Below are 17,360 nucleotides of genomic sequence, written 5' to 3'. Positions count from 1 at the left end.
TCGACGGCCAGTCGAAGCTCAGCGTGAACGAGCCTTGCAACGGGCTCACCTACGAGCTGCAAGCGGCCGGCCTGCAGCCTTCCGTCTGGGTCATCACCGCGGGCCCTGCGACGACGATCGTCACCTGCAACGACGGCGAGCAGTGGCTGATGGACGTCCTGGGCGCCGAGGACGTGAGCCTCACACAGACCACGACCACGATGCGCATCCGCTCCGGCCCCGTCACCATCGACGCCACCGCGAAGACGACGCCCACCTCGACGGAGACACGGGCAGCACCGGCCTCGACTCGGGACCCCCAGCCGTCTTCACTCCCGACGGAAGCCCCGCCGTGCCCCCTGACTGCTGACACCGCAGACGGGCCGATGATCGACGTCCAGCAGCTGACGAACCCGGCGCTCGACCTGGCCGACGGCGCCGGAAGTCACCTCTCCACGCTCAGCGCGGAGGAGAAGAAGCAGTACCCGATCTATGCGGTGCGGGCGACGTATGCGGAGCTGTCCTCCTGCGCCCCGGGACTCGGCGGCGACACTCGAATCTCACCGGAAGCGCCGATGTGGGCTCTGAGCGTGCACGCCCCTGTCATGAACGACGCGCCCTACGGGATTCCGGCCAAGAGGTGGGACGTCTACACCGTCGTCTACGACGGCGATACCGGAGAGGCGATCGTCTCCTCGACGGGTGTCGACCTCCAGGCGCTCGGGATGCGCGGTGAGGTGATCACCGCACGGTAGACGATCTCGGAGGTGATCGGCGATGGTGCACCGGCCACCTCATCGGCCGGAGAGACCATCCCGCGACCGTCTCGAGAGGCGGCATCGATCTCGAGACCCTCGGCGCGCCGGGCGCACTGATCACCGCCGACTGGATCCGCAGTCGACCGCCTCGGAAGAGGGGGATCACGCGGGCGGATCGTGGGAGAAGTCGAGCGATCCGGCGAGGATGAGTGCGGCCACGTCGCGCACTCCGATGCCTTCCGCGAAGGCGTAGGCGCGGATGATCGCGAGGGCGTCCGCCGGTGTCGACCGGGTCTGGCCGATCACCATCCCGGTCGCCTGGTGCACTTCCCGGCGCGAGAGCGCGGGATCACGGGCGAGCCTCCCGTTCTCCGGCAGGCTGATCGCCTGATCGACCACGGCCCTGGCGAGCGCTCCTGAGAGTCGGCTCGCGAGCTGCAGCTGTTCGGCGTCGAGCCGCATCGAGGTGCTGCTGTACAGGGTGACCGCGCCGATGCTCGAGGTGCCGATGACCAGGGGGACGGCGAGGACCGTCCTCGTTCCTGCCGCCTCCGCGGAGAGCGCGAAGACGGGCCAGGCGGCGAAGTGCCGCTCGTCGTCGACCTGCATCTCGACGGGGCGGTAGGCGCGGTACGCGCTCCAGGCGGGCCCTTCGCCGAGGTCGATCTGCGTCTCGTCGAGAGTCGCCGCTCGACGGCTGGTCGCCGCGAGTGTCTGCATGTCGAAGGGAGCGCCGAGCACGGAGGTGGCCGCGTCTTCGGCGGGCAGCAGCGTGGCGAAGGAGGCGAGAAGCCGGTCGATCTCCTCGCCGAAGGCGCCGCCCGCCCGGCTGGTGCTCACGAGAGGAGGCCGGGTACGCGCGTGCACTCGCTCGTGCCGAGCTCCGTCCCGATCATGAGCTGCAGGGGAGCGAGGAGCCGGTCGTCGACGTCGGTCCCGCGGCCGGAGTCGTCGTGCAGCCTGCCCATGGGGGTCCCGCCGTCGCGTGCGCCCGGGAAGGGTGCGGTTCGCCACGCGAGGTCTCGGATGGGCTCTGAGACTAACCCCGTTCCGCACTGCCCGCACCGATCCGGGACGATCGGTCGCGCAATCGCCCGGACGGAGACGCGAAGGGCTGTTTCTGCGGTGTCACCGGGATATTCGTGAAACACCTCTCCGGGGTCGTCCGAGGCGTACTGTGACGGATGCCGGCCGCGTCGCGGAGGTGCACGACCTCTCTCCCGCCGATGGGTGACATCGCTCGGCCGAGCGGGCTTCTCCTAGCGATCCGAGCCGCCATGACCCCGCGGGACGAGAATCAGCACGACTCCGTCCGTGCCCTCCAGGACCTGATCTCCGCGTTCTCCGGACCGCACTGGGTGCACCCCGCCTACGTCGAGCACGTCCTCGCGCATGCCGCGGACCTGCTCGCCGCCGCGCTGATCCTCGGCGAGCCCGAGCGGAAGCGCATGCCGACGCTGATGTGGCCGCGGTCGGCCGTCTTCGAGATCCCGAACCCACCACCGGTGCCACCTGCCGCCCTCTGAGCGGCAGGCGTCTCCGGCCCTCGCTCGAGACGTCCCGGTTGAGCCGATGCGCAGGGCAGCGCGACCGACGTCCGAGCAGGGGAGGGGCACCAGCGCCGCCGGTCGCGAGTGTGGTGGAGTGGAGCGCACCGCCCGTCACCACCCCCGAGGAGCCACCATGCACGTCGTCGTCATCGGCGGGAGCGGCCACATCGGCTCCTTCCTCGTCCCCCGGCTCGTCCGCGCCGGGCACGAGGTCACGACCATCACCCGCGGCACCAGCACCCCCTACACCGCCGGCCCGGAGTGGGAGCAGGTGCGGAGCGTCGTCGCCGATCGGCAGCAGGAGGACGAGGACGGCGTCTTCGCCGCCCGGGTCCGCGATCTGGCTCCGGACGTGGTGATCGATCTGGTCTGCTTCACCGTCGACTCGGCGCGTGACCTCGTCGAGGGGCTCCGCGGGCACGTCGGCCACCTGATCAGCTGCGGATCGGTCTGGCGCTACGGCCCCACCCTGAAGCTCCCGATCCGGGAGGGCGAGGGGACGCCCGCGATCGACGAGTACGGCCGCCAGAAGGAGGCGATCGCCCTCCTCCTGAAGGCCGAGACCGCCGCGGGCGGCCTGCGCACCACCACGCTGCACCCGGGCCACATCAGCGGACCCGGCTGGGCGCCGATCGGCCCGCTGGGCAACCTCGACCCCGCCGTCTGGGAGACCCTGGCCACCGGCGGGACGCTGCGCATGCCGGGCTCGGGCGCGGAGTCCCTGCACCACGTGCACGCCGACGACGTCGCCCAGGCGTTCGAGCTCGCGGTCGCCCGGCCGGAGGCGGCCGCGGGGGAGGACTTCCACATCGTGGCCCCCTCGGCGCTCACGGTCCGCGGGTTCGCGCAGATCGCCGCGGGCTGGTTCGGGCGGGAGGCCGTGCTGGAGAGCGTCGGCTGGGAGGAGTTCCGCCGCAGCGCGGGCGACGACCTCGCCGACGCGAGCTGGGGCCACCTGCACCGCAGCCAGTACTTCTCCATCGAGAAGGCGACGACGCTCCTCGGCTATGCGCCGCGGTACGAGCCGGAGGCCGCCGTCCTCGAAGCCCTCCAGAGCCTGGTCGAGCGCGGCGAGCTGACCCTCCCGGTCGCGCTCCAGCCGCGAGCGCATTAGGCCGCAGCATCCGGCGCGGCCGGGCTTCGCGCGGGTCTCGATACGCGCCCACGGCGCTACTCGACCAGCATGGGTCGGACTCGGTCGAGCGTCTGCAGGGCATGAGCGATTCATGCTGATCGAGCAGCCCGCGGAGCGGGCTTATCGAGATCCACATGTGCACGGAGGCGCTGGTCTCGATACGCCCCTAAAGGGCTACTCGACCAGCATGTGTCGACCAGTATGCGTGTGCCCTCCCATGCTGATCGAGTAGCCCGCGGAGCGGGCGTATCGAGATCCACCGCGTATTCGAGAGCCCTTGCTGCAGTCCGGCGGGTGCCCGCATCACTCGGTGGCGCGGCGGTCCTCGGCGAGGAGGAGCGCCAGCTCGTCGCGGCTCAACGACTCGACGGGTGCCTGCGCGGCCATGGCGAGGTAGCCGCCGTCCGCCGCTTCGTAGCTGCCCGCGCCCCCGCCGAGGAGGGCGGGACGCTCGCCCTCGTGCAGGAAGAGCAGGTAGGAGCTCCCGGGTACGAGCAGGGGCTCCTGCACGGTCGTGTAGCGGACACCGTCCAGGACGCCGCCGGTCTGCGTGATGGTGAGCCGGTCACCCGCCTCGCCCTTGTGGACGGCGGTCACCTCGAGCTCGACCTCCGTCACGGCGATGGCGCCCTCGAGGCTGGCGGCGCGCTGCTCCTCCTCCGACGCCTCGCTCAGCGGATTCAGGAGCGGATCGGTGCCCTCGTAGGTCGGATACAGGACGGCGTCGCGGGTCGAGACGGCGGTGCCCTCGATGATGCGATCGGCCTGCCCGACGAGCTGCGGCAGGTCGTAGGAGGGGTAGTCGACGGCCATCTGCGACGTCCGCTCGACGATCGGCTCCGCGGGAGTTCCTGCACAGCCGGAGAGCAGAGCGGACGAGAGAACGGCCGCCGCGACCACCGAGATCCGGACCGCTGTCGTGGGCTGCATGCGGATCACCCTCTCACGGGAGATCGCTCAGGCCGGGGCCGTCCCGTCAGGGGGTCGATCACCGCCACGAGTGGTCAGCGGTTCCAACGTCCGTCCCCGGCACGTGCTCGATCGGATGCGGCTCCACGAGTTCGACCTCGAGAGGACGCCGGAGAGGGAACCATAGTCATGCCGGCGGCACCCAGCCCGACGGCCACCGACGTCGCCGTCCAGCTACCGGAGGAGGTCCGTCGTCCCTCTCGACGTGTCCGATCGATGCGGCGTCCGGCGACTCGGGCCCCGGCGCGGGTAACCTGTGACGCATGATAGAAGGCGTCGGCGCTCAGCTTCGAAAGGGCGTTGCTGAGTTCTGCATCCTCGGGCTCCTGGACAGTGTGCCGATGTACGGGTGGGAGCTGTCGACACGCCTGCAGGAGGTGGGGGTCATCGGGAGCATCGGGACGCTGTATCCCCTTCTGGGGCGGTTGCGTGATCGGGGGTCCATCGCTGCTGTCGTCGTGCCGAGCGATCAAGGCCCTGCGCGGAAGTACTACTCACTGACTGACGTGGGGAAGATCGAACTCGGCCGTTTCAGAGCGGAGTGGCCGTCGTTCGTCAGTCAGGTGAACCAGACGATCGGAAGGGGAACCCCATGACTGCCTCCACCTCGCGGGTAGCTGACCGCTACCTGGAAGAGTTGAAGGTCGCGCTCGCCGATGTGCGCGCCGAACTCCGCGAGGAGATCTACGGGGGGGATAGCGGAGGAACTGGACGGCCTCGATGACGACGCTGCGCGAGAGCGCATCTCCGAGCTCGGGACCCCTGCGCGTATCGCTTCGGCGGCCGGCGGGTCGTCCAGCAGTAGTGGACTCGTCTTCGATCGCCCGTGGTTCGCCGTTGCGAGCTCGTTGTCGTACGCGTTCGGCTGGCTGCTGATCCCGGGCGCGGGCTGGCTGATCGGGATCGTTGCGCTGCTGCTCTGCTCCTCGTGGACTCTCGCAGAGAAGAGGGCGGCCGTGATCGCACCGGTGGTCACGGCTGCAGTCGTCGGCGGTGGCACCGGGCTCTTCTACTGGGTCACTCTCACTCCGAGTTCCACCATGACGACCTGGACGGTCCTGGTCGCAGCGACGCTCGTCGGCGGGGTGGTGAGTCTGATCCTGGGAACGCGCTTGTGCGCCCGCTACGCGAGAACGCGGCGGGCGCACGAGGCGACGATGCAGTCGTGTAGCCGATGATGCACATCTGCGCGTTGATGTTCATCTGGGCACTGAGCCGGCGGCGCAGAGAAGGCGGCACCACCGGGCCGGCGGGAAGCTCCGTCATGCTGATCGAGTAGCCCGCGAAGCGGGCGTATCGAGATCCACCGCCGCCGGAAGCCGGGTCTGCGGACCCGCCGTGCTGATGACGGCGGGTCTCGATACGCCCCTCTGGGGCAACTCGACCAGCATGTCTGCAAGCGTCTCTTCCAAGGAGATCGACCGCCCTCGGAAGCCGGGTCTGCGGACCCGCCGTCCTCAGAAGGCCGCGCCCGCGCGGAACGCGGCACCGGGGTGGCCCGCGGGCAGCGTGGGCGCGGTGAGTCCGAGGATCCGCTCGCGCATCGATCCGGAGCGGGGCGTCTCGGGCAGCATGCCGCGCTCGCGCAGCAGCGGCACGACCTGCTCGGCGAAGTCGCGGTAGGTCTCCCACGCGCCGTAGGTGTATTCGATCAGGAAGCCGTCGACGTCGGTCCGGTCGACGATCTCCTGCAGCTGATCGGCGACGGACTCCGCGGTGCCGGTGACGCGCATCCCTCCGATCGAGGACGTGATCACGTCGAGGATCTCGGCGACGGTCGGGCTGTACTCGGGCTGCTGGAACATCGCCAGCATGGTCTGCCCGACCTCGGTCGTCACCTCGGCGAGGGTCGCGTCGAGCGGGAACGACATCAGGTCGACTCCGCTCCACCCCATGAACAGCGCGGCGGCGGCCTCGCGCGAGGGGGTCGCGTCGAGCTCGGCGCGCAGTCGAGACGCCTCCTCCTCGGTGTCTCCGACGATGATCGAGACGGAGGGGATGACCGTGATGTGCCGCGGGTCGCGGCCGTTCGCCTCCGCCCTCGTCCGCAGGTCGGCGACCGTGGCGGCGGCCTTGTCGAGGTCGCGGTCCTGGATGAAGACGCACTCGCCGTACCGGCCGGCGAAGGCGCGACCGGCGGAGGAGGTGCCCGCCTGCAGCAGCAGCGGTGTGCGCTGCACCGACGGGATCGCCGGGAAGTAGCCGTCGTAGCGGAAGTACTCGCCCTGGTGGGTGATGCGGTGCACCTTGGCGGGGTCGGCGTAGGTCCGGGTGGCCTTGTCGTACACGACCGCGTCGTCCTCCCACGCGCCCTCCCAGAGCTTCAGGCACAGCTCGACGAACTCGGTGGCGCGGCGGTAGCGCTCGTCGTGGGGCGTGACTCCGTCGTGCCCCAGGAGCTTCGTGAGTGCGACCTGGTTGTCGGAGGTGACGATGTTCCAGGCGATGCGTCCCTTCGTCAGGTGATCGAGCGTGGTGAAGGTCCGTGCGTTGAGGTAGGGCTGCTGTGCCGTGGTGGAGGCGGTGACGACGAAGCCGAGGCGATCGACGGTCGCCGCGAGACCACTGACGAGGACGAGCGGATCGTGCACGGGGACCTGCACGGCTTCGCGGATCACCACCTCCGGAACGTCGTCGCCGCTCATCGGATAGCCCAGTGCCTCAGCGAGGAAGAGGAAGTCGAAGCCGGCGTCCTCGAGCTTCCGGGCGAGGTCCTGCCAGTACTCGAGAGTGGCGAAACCGCGGGTGTCGCCGCGGGGGTGGTGCCAGGCGTTGCTGATGAAGTTCGGCGTGAACTCCTCGAACGCGCCGAGGAAGATCTGCTTGGTCACGGTGCTGCCCTTCGGTGGCGATCGGATGCTCCCGAGCGGAGGGCTGATAACCTGACGTTATCAACCCGCTGATGATAACCGTGGGTTATCATTCTCGGCAAGACCGCCGCACCGCACCACCCGGGAGGACCGATGAGCGATGACGCCGTCGTGGCGCCGGCCCTCGCCTCCGAGATCGGCGTGCTCGTGCGCACCCTGCGCACCGCACGCGGACTCTCGATGCGCGCGCTCGCGGCCGAGGCCGGGGTCTCGCAGCCGTTCCTCTCCAAGCTCGAGAACGGCCGCCTGCTGCCGAGTCTCTCGACCCTCTACGCGCTGGCCGCAGCCTTCGACGTGCCGCCGGCCGAGCTGGTGCCGGCGATCGCCTCCTCCGACGACACGACACCGGAGGCGCATCTGCGCGCGAGCGACGCGCCGCACGCCCCGCGCGCTCGGCTGGTGGCGGGCGGCCCGGGCCGGCGGACGGAGGCGTACCTCTTCACTGCGCAGCCGGGACAGTCCGACGACGTCGACTTCGTGCATCAGGGCGAGGAGTTCGTCTTCGTCACCGAGGGCACCGCGGTGCTGACCTACGCCGACGGAGCGTCTCACACGGTGTCGGCCGGCGAGTCGATCACGATCGAGACGTCGCGCCCGCACCGCTGGTCGGTGCCCGCGGACGCTGGAGGCGCGGCACGGTACCTGCTCGTGACCACTCCTCCAGGTGCCCCCGCGGGCTGAGGGCGAGCGCCGGCGACGGGAGGCGATCATCGCTCGTCTTTTGTGAGGACAAGCCGAGGCGCCGCCGCATCGCAGGGCGCGCTCGTCGGCGCTATTCGACGTACTCTCCCTCGATCCCGAGCGCTTCGATGTCCGTCCCCGTGCCGGAGGCGATCATGTCGCCCGTGGGTCCATCGCAGACGAGTGTGTAGACGTCCCAGGTCTTGGCCACCGTGCCCGAGAGCGCGCCCCAGTTCTGGATCGTGTGATGCACCGTCAGGACGTAGACCGGATGGTCGGCAGAGATCTGCACGTCCGAGGCCAGACTCGGCAGGGCGACCCGCAGATCTCCGTAGGACAGGAGGGCTGCGTAGACAGGGCTCTTCTCGGCGCCGACGTCGACGACCGCTCTTGCGGAGCCGACCAGCTCGGCGACGGGCACCAGAGGCTGAGAGGCGTCGTACGGTTGAAGTGCAGGGAAGTGCTCCACGCGTTCTGCAGATGCTTCGTCCGGCGAGACGGCGGGCTCAGCAGCGGCCGGTTCAGTGCGAGCGGTCTCCACGGGAGTGCTCGGACCATCTCCGCCGGCCTGCGCAGCCGAGACACCCATCGTCGTCGCCACTGCCGCCGCCGCAAGCACGGCGCCGGCGATGCCGAGCGTGATCCTCGTGACTCTCATCAGTACCCCGTCCCCCAGAGCGACGCCGCACGCGTGCTCGCCGTCCGTCCGGCAGTCACGTCCCGGCTCAGCCACTCGGTCTTCGCGAAGGCGAAGAGCCGGTCGCCGTCACTCGTATCTGGACCGTACTGCCCAACCGTTCCCTCCTGCGACCTTTCTCCACGATCGGACCGGCCTGCGCGAAGCGACCTGACGGGGGAGCTGCGTCCCATCGAGGGAGCGGACATCAGCATGGTCCTCCCCAGGAGTGGAGCCGGTCGCCGTCACCGGTTCTCGGACCGGGCGCTCGTGCGAGCGCTCCTTTCAGCGGAGTGGTGAGTGAACCTGTGATGAGCAATATCTGTCGGTCGTCGACTCGCGGCGAGGTCGAACGAACTCGGACATTCGCTGGCGATCGAGCTCGGTGCTCTCGATGAATCAGCCGTCCGGAATCTCGTCAGGAGGACCGCGTCTCCGCTAGGTTCCCCGAGTGACGACAGAAAGCTCTCCTCCCGCTCAGAGCGGTTCTCCCAGCGGCCGAAGGACGATGACCGAGAGCCAGCAGCGCTCGAATCGAGTGGTGACGATCGTCGGATTCGTCCTCGCATTCATCGGTTTCCTCAATGTGGCGGGGCTGATCCTCAGTCTCATCGCGCTCATCCGATCTCGGCGAGCGGGTCAGAGGAACGGCCTGGCCCTCGCCGGTGTGATCATCGCGGCTCTCGGAGTGGCCTTCATTGCGGTGCTTCTCGTCGTCCTGGTCCCGATCCTCGTGGATGCGGCACAGACGTGCTCGCGCTTGGGCGAGGGAGTCCACGTCGTGGGCGGCTCCACCTATACCTGCACGGGGACGTCGTTCTCCGTCTCCTCGCGGCCGTGAGAGGGCGCGCCCCGCACCCGTGGAAGAACCGTCAACCGGTCGATTCCACTGCGTGCCTCCTGCGTCTCCACTCGTCCGCGAGGATCGCGTAGACCGCTGAGTCGATCCAGGTCTCGCCGCGTCTCTCGCTCTGCAGGAAGAGGGCCTCGCGCCGCAGTCCCAGCCGCTCCATCGCGTGCACGGAGCCGCGGTTGTCGGCTGCGGCGCGTCCGATGATGCGATGCAGGCCGAGCGTCCCGAACCCGACGTCGAGGAGAGCGCCGCCCGCTTCGAGCGAGTAGCCCAGGCCGGCCGTGTCCGGGTGGAGGAACATGCCGATCTCACCCTGCTGCCCGTCCGCCGATCGGACGAGGACGGCGTCACCGACGAGCGCCGCCGTCGCCCGGACCTCGATGCCGTAGAAGCGGCGGTGACCCGGCTCGCGCAGGTCCCACTCGGCGTCCCGCTCCTCGAACCAGGAGGCGTACTGCCCCTCCGCGAGCAGACCGTGACCGAGGAACCGAGAGGCGCGGGCGTCACCCCGGTACGCCGTCACCGCTGCCTCGTCCTCCCGGGTGAGTCGCCGGAGCCGGAGTCTACGTGTGAGCAGATCGACCGTGCCGTCCATCCGCCCAGGGTAGGGCCGGTGATCCCGGGCCCGCGGGACACCGATCCGTCCGCGGAGGTGAGACGCGACATCGCCGCCTCGGGCTCGGACCCGCTCGTAGGATCTCTCCGTGGGATCGGCCGCTGCCTATGCTCGCCGGTACCACTCGCCACCGGAGAGGATCGATCGTGACGCGCAGCTCTCGCACCGTGCCGCTTCTGGCGGGCCTCGCGGCCACTGCACTGCTCACCGGCTGCGCCCCGACCCTCTACGGCCCCGGTGACGCGACCAGGGAGGTCGCCGAGACGACCGCGCGCGAGAGTGCCGCCGCGCTAGCGGATCGGATCGGCACAGACCGGCCGGATGACATCGACGAGGTCGCGAGGGAGGCCGCCGCCGAGGGCGCCGACCTGGTCGGGATCGAGTCTTTCGACGCGCCCGAGCTCGACGATGCGTTCGGCGCCCTCACCACGCGCATGGTCGGCGTGGACGGACAGCCCTACTGCTTCCGGATCGAGTTCGACTTCTACGGCCGGCACAGCGTCGACGGCGTCACCGTCTTCGGCACCACGACCGGGGTGCAGGACGTCGAGTGCGACGCGTCGACGCCGAGCGTCACTGCGCCGCCCGACACGCGCGAGGCCGTCGTGCCGGCCGCGAACGCGGAGGAGGCCGCGGTCGAGGTGCTGACCGCGCTGCCCGAGGACCCGGGCACGATCGAGGACATCGCCGCCGCGATCAGCGAGCGTCTGGCGGCTCCGACGGGACCTCGGGAGGTGGCCGCACAGCCGACGGTCGTGCTGCGGGGCACGGACGTCGGAGTGGCGATGGGGCACGCCGAGGACTGCGTCCTCGTCAAGCGCGAGGCGGGCGCCGTCACCCGCGTCGTCGTGGCGCCGGTGCTGCTCCAGCCGGGCGAGCTCGGCTGCACCGCCGACACGGCTCTGAGCCCGGCCGAGTCGCTGCGCCCACCGCACTGACCCGACATCCAGACGTCGAGCGCGACGCGGCGTCAGCGCGACACGCGTCGGCCGGCCCGCCGGTTCTCGATCGCGAGGATCGCGGCGGCGAGGAGCGCGCCGAGGACGGCGCCGATGGTGTTCATCAACCAGTCGTTGGTGTCGCAGGAGCGGCCGATCGCCGGGACGCTCGCCTGGACCAGCTCGATCAGGGCGGACAGGCCGGAGACGGCGGCGGCGACGAGCACCGGGCGGCCGACCGCCACCGCGAGCAGCAGGGCCCCGGGGAGCAGGAGGGCGATGTTCGCGAGGGTGTCGATGCCGTCGAACGGCACCGAGAACTGCACGGTGCAGAAGACCGGCGGCGTGCCGTCCGGCGGGTACATCGTCAGCGCGATGCCCGCGAGGAAGGCCAGCGCGGCGAGGACGAGGAGGGTCCTCCTCGCGCCGCGCCGGTGCAGCAGCCAGGCGAGCGCCGTGACCAGCGCGACCGCGATCCAGAAGCCGATCGGCACGAGCGCGGCGTGCTCGACGAGGAAGGTGCTGATCATGGCGCTCTGCTCTCGGGTGGCGGGGTGGCGGGATCGGTATCAGCGGGCGGAGGGACGGATGCGCGATCACCGACGGCGTCGACGTACGGGGGAGACGTCCGCGCAGCCCGAATCGAGCCCTCGGCGGAGGCAGGCCCCGGAGGTCGGCCCCGGAGACCGGTCCCGGGGGTCAGCTGCGGAGCGGAGAGCCCACGACGTCGAAGCGGTGGCCGCCGAAGGCGCCGCTGAGCAGCGGGCGCGCCCACGCGATCGCGGCCTGGACCTGGGGGAGTGCCAGCGAAGACCGGTGCGCCTCGGCGCTCTCCCACAGCTCGACGACGAAGACGGTGTCGGGCTGCTCGTCGTCCACGCCGACCTCGTAGGCCAGGCAGCCGGCGTCGACGAGGGCGCCGTTGTGCTCGATGAGGAGGGCGACGAGCTCGTCCCGTCTGCCGGGTGCGGCCCCCAGGGTGCCGACGTTCGCGAAGGTCATGCCGCGAGGCTACCGGTGCCGGCGCCTCCGCTCCTCGCCTCGATCCTCCGCGCCGGTGCTCGGCGGCCGGCTCCGGCGGCGGCCGTCGCGACCGCGGCGACGGCGAAGGCGACCGTGGCGCCGGCCCCTCCGAGCAGCGCTCCCGGCCCCACGGCGCCCACAGCCTGGCCCGCGATGAGCACCACGAAGAGCAGTGCCGTGCCGGTCGCCGCGCGGTACGGGTCGAGGGCGGTGGTCCAGGCGATGAGCGCTCCGGTTCCGGCGGTGCAGCCCCAGCCGAAGAGGAGGCACGCCAGGAGGGCGAGCGGCGAGGAGGCCGTGAGCGCCAGGCCGAGGGTCCCGACGGCGGCCGTCGCCGTGGTGATCGTCCAGGCCGTGCGCGGCGGCAGGGCGCTGGTCCAGCGGGCGGTGGCGATCGCGACGGTGCCGCCGATCCCGAGGACGATCCACGCGACGACCGACTCCGCGGTGCTGCTCCCGCCCTCGACCAGCAGGGTCCTGCCGAAGTTCCAGACTCCGGCGGATCCGGCGCCCAGCAGCGCCGCCGCCAGGATCGCCCCGCGATGTGCGCGCAGCCAGGCCGTGGAGAGAGCGGTCGGGGTCTCGCGGCGCGGGGTGGCGCCGTCGAGAGCGGCGACGGCGAGGGCGGCCGCGACCACGACGACCGCCGCGACGACCCACAGGGCGCGCCAGCCCGGGAGCAGCGTCAGGGCGAGGGCACCCGCTCCGACCAGCCCGGGGCCCGTCCCGGAGTTCACGATCGTCTGCGCTCGCGCCTGCCGTCCCGGGCGGACGCCCGTCGGAGCACGTCGACCAGTGCGGGGGAGGCGAGGCCTGCGCCGACGGAGCTCATGACGGCGGCGATCGCGAAGGGGACGAACTCCTGGCTGAGCGCCATCCCGAGCGACCCGGCGCCCGCCGTCGCACCGGCGGCCAGCACGAGGACGCGGGCCGCGCGGGAGGCGAGCACGAAGCCCGCGACGGCGCCGAGGCAGTAGGCGAGGGAGGCGCCGGCCGAGACACCGCCCGCCGTGGCCGCGTCGAAGCCCAGCTCGGAGCGCATCTCCGGTAGCAGGAGACCGTAGGCGAAGCGCACGAGACCGTAGGTCGCCGCGATGAGCCCGGTGGCGGCGAGGACGAGGGGGACCGGGGACGAGAACGAAAACGTGCGTTTCATATACAGAGTCTAGGCTGGAGGCATGTCCACTCCACTCCGAGCCGCGTCGATCAGACCTCGTACCGAGGCGAAGCTGCTCGACGCGGCCGAGGAGCTCTTCTTCAGCCGCGGGATCGCCGCGACCCCGATCGACGCCGTGCTGGCGCTGGCCGGCGTCTCGGCCGCCACCCTCTACCGCGGCTACTCCAGCAAGGAGGCGCTGGTCGCCGCCGCCCTCGCCCGTCGGCAGATGGCCTGGCTCGAGACCTGGGACGCCGAGATCGCGCGGGCGGACTCGGACCGGGAGCGGCTGCTGGCCGTGCTCCCCGCACTCGAGCGCTTCCGGGAGCGGCCGCACGGCGCCCGCTGGTGCGCGTTCCTGGCGTCGTCCGCGGAGTACCTCGACCCGCCGGCCGAGCTCGCCGACGCGGTCCGCGCCGATACGGAGTCACTGCGCGGACGGCTGACCGAGCTCGCCGCACCGCTGGTGGGGGAGGAGGCGCCGCAGCTCGCGGAGGAGCTCCTGCTCGTCGTGACCGGCGAGCTCGCCATGCGGCTGCGCGGCGGCCCGCTCGGCGAGACGAGCACGGCCGGGCGCGTGGCGGACGCGGTGGTGAGTGCGCACCTGCAGGATCAGGGCCTGCGGGCGGAGCGGTAGCGGCACGGAGGGCGTCGCCGCCGTCGGGGTCGACGCAGCTGCCGAGGACGCCGGCACTGGCGACCGCGACTGCCGAGCAGCGAGGCGTCGACGACAATCACACGCTTCCGGAACAAGATCAAACTGACATGATCTCGATCATCGCCCAAAAATGGCACTCGGCCCTCCTCAGCGCGAGCCTGCAGCCCCTCATCCGCATGCCGCCCGATCACCGACGTCTACGAGTGGACGACGAAACCAGGCGACGAGACGGCCGGAGACATCCTGGCCTCGAGCGATTTCCCGCTGATGGCCAAAAGCTTGCAGGGCGCAACGCGGTTGGAGCACCGGGAGCGCGGGTCGGTGTACTCCACTGCCCGGCGCATGGCGTCCTGCTTGAAGGACTCCGGCACCCGCCAGTGGGTGAACCGCACCGGCGAGAACGACACCCGGCCGGAGTTCGACCCGGCAGCCTTCGTGCGCTCCACCGGGACGCTCTACAGCCTGTCCAAGGAGGGCGCCGGCAGCGCCGGCCCCCTCGTCCTCGCCCTCACCGCGGCGACCGTCGAAGCCGCGGAAGAGCTGGCGGCCGTCTCGCCGGGAGGTCGGATGCAGACACCGATGCTCGGCGTGCTCGACGAGGCAGCGAACGTCTGCCGCTGGCGGGACCTCCCCGACCTCTACAGCCACTACGGCTCCCGAGGCATCCCCATCATGTCTGTGTTCCAGTCCTGGTCGCAGGGCGTCAGCGTGTTCGGACGGGAGGGCATGGACAAGCTCTGGTCGGCCGCGAACGCGAAGATCTACGCCGGCGGAATCTCCGAGACGGGCTTCCTGCGGATGGTGTCCGAGCTGATCGGCACCTACGACCGCGAGACGACCTCCGCGAGCATCAACAAGGGCGTGCGCTCCACCACCAGCGCGTTGAAGCGGGAACTGATCCTCGACGTCGCCGAGCTCGCGAACCTCCCCACACCGAAAAAGGGACGCAAGATCGGGAGGGCGATCCTCATGTCCTCCGGCTCCCGCGCCGCCATCCTGCGCCCCGTCCCATGGTTCGACGGCCCCAAGCCGCTCGTCGCCGCAATCAACGCTTCCCTCGCGAACCACAGACCAGGTCCAGCGCCACCGCTGACGCCCACGCCGTCCACCGAGCAGGGGCACGACCTCACGCCGGCGACTCACGCATGAGCGACTACGACGACGACGACCCGTTCGGCGCCGACGAGCCCACCACCGCAGCGGTGAGCGTCGACGTCGACGCGGGGGAGCAGCCGACAACGCACTTCGGATCCGCGGATGAGTTCGTGCGCAAGCAGCTCATTGGCACCTACCGGCGCCGAGTCATGGCGCAGGGCTCCGGCGGCGGTTCGCGGTGGAAAGCAGCCTGGTGGGAGTCCAAGGAAGCGCAGCAGCGCATCGAAGCCCTGTGGCGGGCGTGGGAGGCCGCACGCGCCGACCCGAAAGCCGGGATGAGCGCGTGGTGGATCAACCACTGCGACCCGCACATGAGCGTCCTACTCTCCCCAGACGGGCCCTTCGCGGACTCCACCGACGAGAACCGCATCGGGGAGGCGCTGCCCTACGAACCACCGGTCGAGGGTGCGTTCCCACCCGACCTACAACCGCCGCTGTACACGCAGCGTCCGCGCAATGAGCACCGGTGATTTGGAGGAGGCGGCACGATTCCGGCCGTGATTGCCGGGCTGGCGATCGCGACGCACCACCCGGTACCGAGAGACCCTCGAAGCAGCGGGAACATCGGTAATAGGCATCCCCGGAGCGGAAGACGCCACATTCCCCGGCGCGCTACGTGCCGCCGTGGACTCCGGAGTCACGGCCGTCATGGCCGGTGACGACCCGACCGCGGTCAGTGCTCTGGAAGTACTCGCCACCTCGGGAATCTTGAGTCCTCAAGCCGTCTCTGTCACCGGGTTCGACGGAGTTGGCGTGTACCGGTCGCCACTTTTCGGCCTCGCAACTATGCGCCAACCCGTGGAGGCGATGGCGATAGCAGCGACCGACATCATGATGCGCCGCTTGGACAACACCCAGACCGAGCCCGCGCACGAGGTATTCCGAGGAGAATACGTGCCCGGAACCACCCTCGGATTGCTACAAGCTGAGCACGCACTTAATTCGAGCGCCTGAAGTACTTTCGCTCAGGGTCTTCGGTCCGAAGACATCGAGAATCGTCGTTGCAACTTTCTTGAACGAGATGTAGCCCGCGGCGCGACCTGCGGTCGATTCGAAGCTTCCAGCCTGTGTCCTGTGATCGGGCCCAACGGGTGATGAGTGCGTACGATCCGAGGGCGCGACTGGTCCGATCGCGGTGGGCATGCTCGCGCAGGGTGAGTGCGCGAGCGGACGGGAGACGACCTTGCTCGTACTGGTCATCTCAGCAAGCAGCGCCGTAGCGTAGCTGTCAGCCGCCTCATCCGCAGGTAGTGATCGGCTTGCTCGGGAACGCTTCTGCGCTTGAAACCCGGCTCTCGGACGGAGAACGGAGCCGTGTTAGAGCTCGGCCCGTGTTGGGGGATCGGCGCCTGCTCGGGATGTTGTCACGCCCGCGACGCAAGCGGCCCACCGCCCGATCGCGCGCAACGACGGTTCATCGAGCAGCATCCCCTGCGGCGCGCCCAGCCCCTGCCGGAAGGCCTCGTCGAGGATCGCTCCCATCGCGGAGTCGCCCGCGCCGATCGTGTCCGCGACCACGATCCTCGCGGCGGACACCGTGACGCGCGCAACGGAGGAGGCGAGCAACAGCCCCTCGCCTCCACGCGTGATCACCGCGAGCTGCGCGCCGAGTGCGAGCAGCCGGGTCAGCACTTCGTCGAGCTGCATTGTCGGGTAGAGCCACTCGGAGTCCTCGTCACTGAGCTTGACGATCTCGCAGGTCGCCGCGACCCGCTCGAAGCGCGCGAGTGCCTCCCGGTGTTCTCCAACAAGGGCCGGGCGGATGTTCGCGTCGACACTCGCGGTGACTCCGGCCGGCAGCCCCTCGAGTAGCTCGAGCACGGCGGAGCCGCCCGGCTCGAGGTAGAGAGCGATGGAGCCGGTGTGCACGTGGGTGGCGTCGCTCGGATCGGCTGTAGGCGGGTTCCACGAGAGGTCGAAGACATACTCGGCCGAGCCGTCCTCACGCAGCACGGCGCGAGCGGTCGAAGTGCGTGGCGCGTCACCGTGGATTACATCCACCCCGGAGGCGCCGAGGTGCTCGGCAATGCGCCGGCCGCGGTCATCATCGGCGATGTCGGTCACTAGGGACACGTTGCGGCCCAGACGGGCGAGGGTGAGAGCGACGTTGGCGGGGGAGCCGCCGACGTATTCCTTGCTCGCGCCGTCCCTCTCGACAATGTCAATCAGAGCTTCACCGATGACCAGGATGTGGGGAGCCACGCTATTAGGGCGCTGTTTCTCGATAGCCGGCTGATGCCCTGTCGTGGTCATTCTTCCCTCCCGGGCTTGTGTCTTCGAGATGGTGTTGTTCGACGCGCGACAGCGCCTGCGCCGATAGAGCCGTGGGTGGTGGCTTATTGG

23 protein-coding genes are annotated in these 17,360 nt (G+C 70.2%); 12 read left to right on the top strand and 11 right to left on the bottom strand.

Annotation, left to right across the window (positions count from 1 at the left end):
* Positions 1-734: hypothetical protein (locus EDF43_RS12950; protein WP_207901741.1), on the top strand; the 734-nt coding region annotated here is incomplete at its 5' end.
* A 165-nt stretch (positions 735-899) separates the two neighbouring features.
* On the opposite strand, the gene EDF43_RS12945 is transcribed toward EDF43_RS12950, so the two are convergent.
* Together EDF43_RS12945 and EDF43_RS22525 are read right to left on the bottom strand one after the other, a co-directional pair.
* Positions 900-1,577, bottom strand: coding sequence for a GAF and ANTAR domain-containing protein (locus tag EDF43_RS12945; protein ID WP_132437247.1), 678 nt, complete (start codon positions 1,575-1,577; stop codon positions 900-902).
* Entirely contained in the window at positions 1,574-1,705 is a 132-nt protein-coding gene (locus EDF43_RS22525) for a hypothetical protein (RefSeq protein WP_279389005.1), read from the bottom strand. Before EDF43_RS22525 ends, EDF43_RS12945 begins: the two co-directional genes overlap by 4 nt.
* Positions 1,706-2,014: 309 nt before the next feature.
* Here EDF43_RS22525 and EDF43_RS12940 point away from each other — a divergent pair, with 309 nt between their 5' ends.
* A complete protein-coding gene (locus EDF43_RS12940; RefSeq protein WP_132437246.1) occupies positions 2,015-2,263 on the top strand; it encodes a hypothetical protein in 249 nt (82 codons plus the stop codon).
* A gap of 157 nt (positions 2,264-2,420) precedes the next feature.
* Positions 2,421-3,401, top strand: a complete 981-nt coding sequence (locus EDF43_RS12935) for an NAD-dependent epimerase/dehydratase family protein (RefSeq protein ID WP_132437245.1) — start codon at positions 2,421-2,423, stop codon at positions 3,399-3,401.
* A 324-nt stretch (positions 3,402-3,725) separates the two neighbouring features.
* Here EDF43_RS12935 and EDF43_RS12930 read toward each other — a convergent pair whose 3' ends face one another.
* Positions 3,726-4,352 carry a hypothetical protein gene (locus EDF43_RS12930; protein WP_132437244.1) on the bottom strand — a complete coding sequence of 209 codons (627 nt, stop codon included), beginning with the start codon at positions 4,350-4,352 and terminating at the stop codon, positions 3,726-3,728.
* A gap of 302 nt (positions 4,353-4,654) precedes the next feature.
* Between EDF43_RS12930 and EDF43_RS12925 the strand changes: the two genes are divergently transcribed.
* Entirely contained in the window at positions 4,655-4,987 is a 333-nt protein-coding gene (locus tag EDF43_RS12925) for a PadR family transcriptional regulator (protein ID WP_123733258.1), read from the top strand.
* Between the two features lie 60 nt (positions 4,988-5,047).
* Positions 5,048-5,569 carry a hypothetical protein gene (locus EDF43_RS12920; RefSeq protein ID WP_132437243.1) on the top strand — a complete coding sequence of 174 codons (522 nt, stop codon included), beginning with the start codon at positions 5,048-5,050 and terminating at the stop codon, positions 5,567-5,569.
* Positions 5,570-5,848: 279 nt separating this feature from the next.
* On the opposite strand, the gene EDF43_RS12915 is transcribed toward EDF43_RS12920, so the two are convergent.
* Positions 5,849-7,222, bottom strand: a complete 1,374-nt coding sequence (locus EDF43_RS12915; protein ID WP_165909109.1) for an NtaA/DmoA family FMN-dependent monooxygenase — start codon at positions 7,220-7,222, stop codon at positions 5,849-5,851.
* A 132-nt stretch (positions 7,223-7,354) separates the two neighbouring features.
* On the opposite strand from EDF43_RS12915, the gene EDF43_RS12910 reads away from it, so the two are divergent.
* Positions 7,355-7,942, top strand: a complete 588-nt coding sequence (locus EDF43_RS12910; RefSeq protein WP_123737022.1) for a helix-turn-helix domain-containing protein — start codon at positions 7,355-7,357, stop codon at positions 7,940-7,942.
* 91 nt (positions 7,943-8,033) lie between these two features.
* On the opposite strand, the gene EDF43_RS12905 is transcribed toward EDF43_RS12910, so the two are convergent.
* Positions 8,034-8,675 carry a hypothetical protein gene (locus tag EDF43_RS12905; protein WP_132437241.1) on the bottom strand — a complete coding sequence of 214 codons (642 nt, stop codon included), beginning with the start codon at positions 8,673-8,675 and terminating at the stop codon, positions 8,034-8,036.
* Positions 8,676-9,159: 484 nt separating this feature from the next.
* Between EDF43_RS12905 and EDF43_RS12900 the strand changes: the two genes are divergently transcribed.
* Positions 9,160-9,459 carry a hypothetical protein gene (locus EDF43_RS12900; RefSeq protein ID WP_132437240.1) on the top strand — a complete coding sequence of 100 codons (300 nt, stop codon included), beginning with the start codon at positions 9,160-9,162 and terminating at the stop codon, positions 9,457-9,459.
* 31 nt (positions 9,460-9,490) lie between these two features.
* On the opposite strand, the gene EDF43_RS12895 is transcribed toward EDF43_RS12900, so the two are convergent.
* Complete coding sequence (locus tag EDF43_RS12895; protein WP_132437239.1) at positions 9,491-10,066, bottom strand: GNAT family protein; 576 nt, start codon at positions 10,064-10,066, stop codon at positions 9,491-9,493.
* A 167-nt stretch (positions 10,067-10,233) separates the two neighbouring features.
* On the opposite strand from EDF43_RS12895, the gene EDF43_RS12890 reads away from it, so the two are divergent.
* Positions 10,234-11,025 (top strand): hypothetical protein, encoded by a 792-nt coding sequence (locus EDF43_RS12890; protein ID WP_132437238.1) that lies wholly within the window; start codon positions 10,234-10,236, stop codon positions 11,023-11,025.
* 32 nt (positions 11,026-11,057) lie between these two features.
* Here the strand turns inward: EDF43_RS12890 and EDF43_RS12885 are convergent, their stop codons facing one another.
* The 4 genes from EDF43_RS12885 to EDF43_RS22155 form a co-directional block, all read right to left on the bottom strand.
* Positions 11,058-11,555 carry a VanZ family protein gene (locus EDF43_RS12885; protein WP_132437237.1) on the bottom strand — a complete coding sequence of 166 codons (498 nt, stop codon included), beginning with the start codon at positions 11,553-11,555 and terminating at the stop codon, positions 11,058-11,060.
* Positions 11,556-11,724: 169 nt separating this feature from the next.
* A complete protein-coding gene (locus EDF43_RS12880) occupies positions 11,725-12,027 on the bottom strand; it encodes an antibiotic biosynthesis monooxygenase (protein ID WP_132437236.1) in 303 nt (100 codons plus the stop codon).
* Complete coding sequence (locus EDF43_RS22160; RefSeq protein ID WP_207901739.1) at positions 12,024-12,785, bottom strand: hypothetical protein; 762 nt, start codon at positions 12,783-12,785, stop codon at positions 12,024-12,026. The genes EDF43_RS12880 and EDF43_RS22160 overlap by 4 nt, the downstream gene beginning before the upstream one ends.
* The gene (locus tag EDF43_RS22155; RefSeq protein ID WP_207901737.1) at positions 12,782-13,204 is read right to left on the bottom strand and encodes a YbfB/YjiJ family MFS transporter; all 423 of its coding nucleotides are present in this window, start codon (positions 13,202-13,204) and stop codon (positions 12,782-12,784) included. Before EDF43_RS22155 ends, EDF43_RS22160 begins: the two co-directional genes overlap by 4 nt.
* Before the next feature lie 22 nt (positions 13,205-13,226).
* Here EDF43_RS22155 and EDF43_RS12870 point away from each other — a divergent pair, with 22 nt between their 5' ends.
* The 4 genes from EDF43_RS12870 to EDF43_RS12855 all read left to right on the top strand — a co-directional run bounded on the left by EDF43_RS12870 (position 13,227) and on the right by EDF43_RS12855 (position 15,971).
* Positions 13,227-13,841, top strand: a complete 615-nt coding sequence (locus EDF43_RS12870; RefSeq protein ID WP_132437235.1) for a TetR/AcrR family transcriptional regulator — start codon at positions 13,227-13,229, stop codon at positions 13,839-13,841.
* A 375-nt stretch (positions 13,842-14,216) separates the two neighbouring features.
* Positions 14,217-15,011 (top strand): TraM recognition domain-containing protein, encoded by a 795-nt coding sequence (locus tag EDF43_RS12865; RefSeq protein WP_243646306.1) that lies wholly within the window; start codon positions 14,217-14,219, stop codon positions 15,009-15,011.
* The gene (locus EDF43_RS12860; RefSeq protein ID WP_123737029.1) at positions 15,008-15,487 is read left to right on the top strand and encodes a DUF4913 domain-containing protein; all 480 of its coding nucleotides are present in this window, start codon (positions 15,008-15,010) and stop codon (positions 15,485-15,487) included. The genes EDF43_RS12865 and EDF43_RS12860 overlap by 4 nt, the downstream gene beginning before the upstream one ends.
* A 31-nt stretch (positions 15,488-15,518) precedes the next feature.
* Positions 15,519-15,971 (top strand): substrate-binding domain-containing protein, encoded by a 453-nt coding sequence (locus EDF43_RS12855; protein ID WP_132437233.1) that lies wholly within the window; start codon positions 15,519-15,521, stop codon positions 15,969-15,971.
* A 363-nt stretch (positions 15,972-16,334) separates the two neighbouring features.
* Here EDF43_RS12855 and EDF43_RS12850 read toward each other — a convergent pair whose 3' ends face one another.
* Entirely contained in the window at positions 16,335-17,270 is a 936-nt protein-coding gene (locus EDF43_RS12850) for a carbohydrate kinase (protein ID WP_132437232.1), read from the bottom strand.
* Positions 17,271-17,360 lie beyond the last annotated feature (90 nt).

It is taken from the genome of Rathayibacter sp. PhB179 (assembly GCF_004345345.1).
Lineage (GTDB): Bacteria > Actinomycetota > Actinomycetes > Actinomycetales > Microbacteriaceae > Rathayibacter > Rathayibacter festucae.
This window is presented reverse-complemented; position numbering and strand designations above follow the sequence as displayed.

Coding starts and splice junctions, on each gene's coding strand:
- EDF43_RS12930 (WP_132437244.1), bottom strand. CDS start 4,352: ATGCAGCCCACGACAGCGGTCCGGATCTCGGTGGTCGCGGCGGCCGTT.
- EDF43_RS12860 (WP_123737029.1), top strand. CDS start 15,008: ATGAGCGACTACGACGACGACGACCCGTTCGGCGCCGACGAGCCCACC.
- EDF43_RS12880 (WP_132437236.1), bottom strand. CDS start 12,027: ATGACCTTCGCGAACGTCGGCACCCTGGGGGCCGCACCCGGCAGACGG.
- EDF43_RS12935 (WP_132437245.1), top strand. CDS start 2,421: ATGCACGTCGTCGTCATCGGCGGGAGCGGCCACATCGGCTCCTTCCTC.
- EDF43_RS12850 (WP_132437232.1), bottom strand. CDS start 17,270: ATGACCACGACAGGGCATCAGCCGGCTATCGAGAAACAGCGCCCTAAT.
- EDF43_RS22155 (WP_207901737.1), bottom strand. CDS start 13,204: ATGAAACGCACGTTTTCGTTCTCGTCCCCGGTCCCCCTCGTCCTCGCC.
- EDF43_RS12940 (WP_132437246.1), top strand. CDS start 2,015: ATGACCCCGCGGGACGAGAATCAGCACGACTCCGTCCGTGCCCTCCAG.
- EDF43_RS12925 (WP_123733258.1), top strand. CDS start 4,655: ATGATAGAAGGCGTCGGCGCTCAGCTTCGAAAGGGCGTTGCTGAGTTC.
- EDF43_RS12920 (WP_132437243.1), top strand. CDS start 5,048: ATGTGCGCGCCGAACTCCGCGAGGAGATCTACGGGGGGGATAGCGGAG.
- EDF43_RS12910 (WP_123737022.1), top strand. CDS start 7,355: ATGAGCGATGACGCCGTCGTGGCGCCGGCCCTCGCCTCCGAGATCGGC.
- EDF43_RS12870 (WP_132437235.1), top strand. CDS start 13,227: ATGTCCACTCCACTCCGAGCCGCGTCGATCAGACCTCGTACCGAGGCG.
- EDF43_RS12885 (WP_132437237.1), bottom strand. CDS start 11,555: ATGATCAGCACCTTCCTCGTCGAGCACGCCGCGCTCGTGCCGATCGGC.
- EDF43_RS22525 (WP_279389005.1), bottom strand. CDS start 1,705: ATGGGCAGGCTGCACGACGACTCCGGCCGCGGGACCGACGTCGACGAC.
- EDF43_RS12895 (WP_132437239.1), bottom strand. CDS start 10,066: ATGGACGGCACGGTCGATCTGCTCACACGTAGACTCCGGCTCCGGCGA.